We start from the raw sequence: 4,469 nt of genomic DNA, 5'->3' as shown, positions 1-4,469 counted from the left end.
GCCCCGCTCCGGGTCCGGGCCCCGGCCGTCCGGATCGACGCGCCGATCACCGAGGTCGGACTCGACCCGGAGGGCTGGATCGAGCCCCCGCCGCCCGAGGAGAACCGGCTCGCCGGCTGGTTCACCGGGGCGGTCACCCCGGGGGAGCGCGGCACCGCCGTCGTCGTCGGCCACGTCGACGTCCCCGGCGGACGGGCCGTCTTCTACGACCTCGGCGCCCTCCGCCAGGGCCACCGCGTGGAGATCGCGCGCCGCGACGGCCGCACTGCCGTCTTCACCGTCTACGGCGTCGAGGTCGTCCCCAAGGAGGGCTTCCCCGCCGAGCGGGTCTACGGCGACTCCGGCGCTCCCGAGCTGCGCCTGATCACCTGCGGCGGCACGTTCACCGAGGAGAACGGCTACGCCGGCAACGTGGTGGTCTCGGCCCGCCTGTCCGAGGTCCGCTGACCCGGCGCGGGCCGATCGCCCCTTCTCCCTCTCCCCACCCCGTCTTTGTCCCCAACCGGGAAAAAGTCGTAGCGGATTCCTGCGCAACTTCTTCCCACTCCGGTACGCCGCTGCTACGTTCCCCTCGAAAGCGCGAAGACGAGCGGGTACGAGAGGGAGGGGCGCGTGAGACGCATGACGGCACGACCTGCCAACCGGCATCAGGCGCGGCTCCTCAGACTCCTGCGCGACGGAGGACCCAACTCCCGCGCCCAGCTGGGAGATCAGATCGATCTCTCCCGCTCCAAGCTCGCCGTCGAGGTCGACCGGCTCCTGGAGACCGGTCTCGTCGTCGCCGACGGCTTCGCCGCCTCCCGGGGCGGCCGCCGCTCGCACAACATCCGGCTCGCGCCCGAACTCCGCTTCCTCGGCATCGACATCGGCGCCACCTCCATCGACGTCGCCGTCACCAACGCCGAGTTGGAGGTGCTCGGGCACCTCAACCACCCGATGGACGTCCGCGAGGGCCCCGTCGCCGTCTTCGAGCAGGCCCTGTCGATGGCGGCGAAGCTGCGCTCCACCGGACTCGCCGAAGGCTTCGACGGCGCGGGCATCGGCGTCCCCGGACCCGTCCGCTTCCCCGAGGGCGTCCCCGTCGCACCGCCGATCATGCCCGGCTGGGACGGCTTCCCCGTGCGGGAGGCGCTCAGCCAGGAACTCGGCTGCCCCGTCATGGTCGACAACGACGTGAACCTCATGGCCATGGGGGAGCAGCACGCCGGTGTCGCCCGCTCCGTCGGCGACTTCCTCTGCGTCAAGATCGGCACCGGCATCGGCTGCGGCATCGTCGTCGGCGGTGAGGTCTACCGCGGGACGACGGGCAGCGCCGGCGACATCGGACACATCCAGGTCGAACCCGACGGACGGCCCTGCGCCTGCGGCAACAACGGCTGTCTGGAGGCCCACTTCAGCGGCGCCGCCCTGGCCCGCGACGCCGAGGACGCGGCACGCGGCGGCAGGTCGGAGGAGCTCGCCGTCCGGCTCGCGGCGGCCGGGCACCTCACCGCCGTCGACGTCGCCGCGGCGGCCGCCGCCGGAGACGCCACCGCACTCGCCCTCATCCGCGAGGGCGGCAACCGGGTCGGGCAGGTCATCGCCGGACTCGTCAGCTTCTTCAACCCCGGTCTGGTGGTGATCGGGGGCGGTGTCACCGGCCTCGGTCACAACCTGCTCGCCAGCGTCCGCACCCAGGTCTACCGGCAGTCCCTGCCGCTGGCCACCGGCAACCTGCCCATCGTCCTCGGCGAACTGGGCCAGACGGCCGGGGTGACGGGCGCGGCCCGCCTCATCAGCGACCACCTCTTCTCACCGGCGTAACCGCGCCCGTCACCCCGGCCGTCTGGCCCAGTTCGCCGAGGACGATGGGCAGGTTGCCGGTGGCCAGCGGCAGGGACTGCCGGTAGCCGCCGGACGGCCACCCGCACTCGCCGAGGGGATCTCCGCCATGCCCGAACACCCCCCGTCCCTCCTCACCATGTCCGGAATCACCAAGTCCTTCCCCGGCGTCCGCGCCCTCGACGGAGTCGACCTGGACGTCCTCCCCGGCGAGGTGCACTGCCTCCTCGGCCAGAACGGCGCCGGCAAGTCCACCCTCATCAAGGTCCTCGCCGGCGCCCACCAGCCCGACGAGGGCCACATCACCTGGAACGGCGAGCCCGTACGGCTCCGCTCCCCGAGCGCCGCCGTCCGCCTCGGCATCGCCACCATCTACCAGGAACTCGACCTCGTCGAAGGCCTCTCCGTCGCCGAGAACGTCCACCTCGGCCACGAACCCACCACCGCGGGCTTCGTCAGGGCCCGCGCCGCACGCGAGACCGCCTCCGCCCTCCTGCGGCGCCTCGGCCACCCGGAGATCGACCCCGCCCGCCGCGTCGGCGAACTCTCCGCCGCCCAACAGCAGATCGTCTCCATGGCCCGCGCGCTGTCCCACGAGGTCCGCCTCATCGTCATGGACGAACCGTCCGCCGCACTCGACCCCGACGAGGTCGCCAACCTCTTCCGGATCGTCGCGGACCTCACCGCCGCGGGCGTCGCCGTCGTCTACATCTCCCACCGCCTGGAGGAGATCCGCCGCATCGGCGACCGCGTCACCGTCCTCAAGGACGGCCGCGCCGTCGCCCGCGGACTACCCGCCGCGACCACCCCGACCCGCGAGGTCGTCGCCCTCATGACCGGCCGGGACGTCCCGTACGTCTTCCCCGAGCGACCCACCCGGCCGCCCACCGGCGAACCCGTCCTCCGCGTCCAGGGACTCGCCAGGAAAGGGGAGTTCGAGGCCCTCGACCTCGAACTCCGCCCCGGCGAGATCGTCGGCCTCGCCGGACTCGTCGGCTCGGGCCGCTCCGAGATCCTGGAGACCGTCTACGGCGCACGGAAACCCACCGCCGGCCGGGTCACCGTCGACGGACGGCCCCTGCGCCCCGGCAGCGTCCGCGCCGCCGTCGCCGCCGGACTCGGCCTCGCCCCCGAGGAACGCAAGGCCCAAGGCCTGCTCCTCCTCGAATCCGTCACCCGCAACGTGTCGGTCTCCTCCCTCTCCCGCTTCTCCCGGGCCGGCTGGATCGACCGCGCCGCCGAACGCGAGACCGCGAGGATCGCCACCCGCACCCTCTCGCTGCGCCCCGACCTCCCGGACGCCCCGGTCCGCACCCTCTCCGGCGGCAACCAGCAGAAGGCGGTCCTCGCCCGCTGGCTCCTGCGGGGCTGCCGCGTCCTCCTCCTCGACGAACCCACCCGCGGGGTCGACGTCGGCGCCCGCGCCGAGCTGTACGCCGTCATCCGGGGGCTCGCCGACGACGGCCTCGCCGTCCTCCTCGTCTCCAGCGAGGTCCCCGAGGTCCTCGGCCTCGCCGACCGTGTCCTGGTCCTCCGCGAAGGCCGGGTCGTCCACCGGGCACCCGCCCGCGACCTCGACGAACACCGCGTACTCGACCTCGTGATGGAAGGGAGCCCCGCGCAATGACCCTCACCACCCCGGCCAAGGCCCCACCCGGAGAGGGCCGTTGGCGCACGCTCGGCCTCCGGGCCGACGTCCGCAACCTGTCGCTGCTCGGCGTACTCGCCGCCCTCGTCGTCGTCGGCGGCCTCACCCGGCCCGCCGAGTTCCTCGCCACCTCCAACCTCCAACTCGTCCTGACCCAGGCCTCCGTGATCGGCGTCGTCACCGTCGGCATGACCTTCGTCATCACCAGCGGCGGCATCGACCTCTCCGTCGGCGCGATCGTCGCCCTCGCCTCCGTCTGGGCCACCACCCTCGCCACCCAGGAGTTCGGCTTCGCCGGCATCCTCTTCACGGCCGTCGTCGTCGGCCTCGGCTGCGGCCTCGTCAACGGCGTCCTCGTCGCCTACGGCGGCATGGTCCCCTTCATCGCCACCCTCGCCATGCTGGCCTCGGCCCGCGGCCTCGCCCTCCAGATCACCGACGGCAAGACGCAGATCGTCACCGTCCCCTCCGTCCTCGACCTCGGCCTCCCCGACGCCTACGTCCTCGGGATCCCGCCCCTCGTCCTCGTCTTCGCGGCCGTCACCGCCGCCGGATGGCTGCTCCTCAACCGCACCACCTTCGGCCGCCGCACCCTCGCCGTCGGCGGCAACCCCGAGGCCGCCCGCCTCGCCGGCATCGACGTACGCCGCCAGCGCCTCTACCTCTACCTGCTCTCCGGACTGTGCTGCGGCATCGCCGCCTTCCTGCTCGTCGTCCTCGCCGGCTCCGGGCAGAACACCAACGGCAACCTGTACGAACTCGACGCCATCGCCGCCGCGATCATCGGCGGCACCCTCCTCAGCGGCGGCCGCGGCACCATCGTCGGCTCCGTCCTCGGCGTCCTCGTCTTCACGACGATCACCAACATCTTCGCCCTCAACAACCTGCAGAGCGACGTCCAGCAGATCGCCAAGGGCGCSATCATCGTCGCCGCCGTCCTGCTCCAGCGCCGTACCGTCCGCGACGGAACCTGACCGGCCTTCCGGCGCCCCCCCGCACC

The 4,469-nt window shown here is 72.9% G+C and carries 4 protein-coding genes; all 4 read left to right on the top strand.

What is annotated here, in order from left to right; genetic code table 11:
- A partial coding sequence (locus tag EAO70_RS10590; RefSeq protein ID WP_148002999.1) for a class F sortase occupies window positions 1–447 on the top strand: 447 nt, incomplete at its 5' end.
- 174 nt (window positions 448–621) lie between these two features.
- Window positions 622–1,803: an ROK family transcriptional regulator gene (locus EAO70_RS10585; protein WP_148002998.1), complete on the top strand. Its 1,182-nt coding sequence runs from the start codon at window positions 622–624 to the stop codon at window positions 1,801–1,803.
- 157 nt (window positions 1,804–1,960) lie between these two features.
- Window positions 1,961–3,448 carry a sugar ABC transporter ATP-binding protein gene (locus tag EAO70_RS10580; protein WP_402113566.1) on the top strand — a complete coding sequence of 496 codons (1,488 nt, stop codon included), beginning with the start codon at window positions 1,961–1,963 and terminating at the stop codon, window positions 3,446–3,448.
- Window positions 3,445–4,443: an ABC transporter permease gene (locus EAO70_RS10575; protein WP_148002741.1), complete on the top strand. Its 999-nt coding sequence runs from the start codon at window positions 3,445–3,447 to the stop codon at window positions 4,441–4,443. Before EAO70_RS10580 ends, EAO70_RS10575 begins: the two co-directional genes overlap by 4 nt.
- The last annotated feature ends 26 nt before the right edge of the window (window positions 4,444–4,469 follow it).

Origin of the sequence: Streptomyces sp. adm13(2018), from assembly GCF_008042145.1 — a bacterium.
GTDB lineage: Bacteria > Actinomycetota > Actinomycetes > Streptomycetales > Streptomycetaceae > Streptomyces.
The sequence above is the reverse complement of the archived record's forward strand: the minus strand, read 5'-3'. Positions and strand labels throughout refer to the sequence as shown.

Coding starts and splice junctions, on each gene's coding strand:
- EAO70_RS10580 (WP_402113566.1), top strand. CDS start 1,961: ATGTCCGGAATCACCAAGTCCTTCCCCGGCGTCCGCGCCCTCGACGGA.
- EAO70_RS10585 (WP_148002998.1), top strand. CDS start 622: ATGACGGCACGACCTGCCAACCGGCATCAGGCGCGGCTCCTCAGACTC.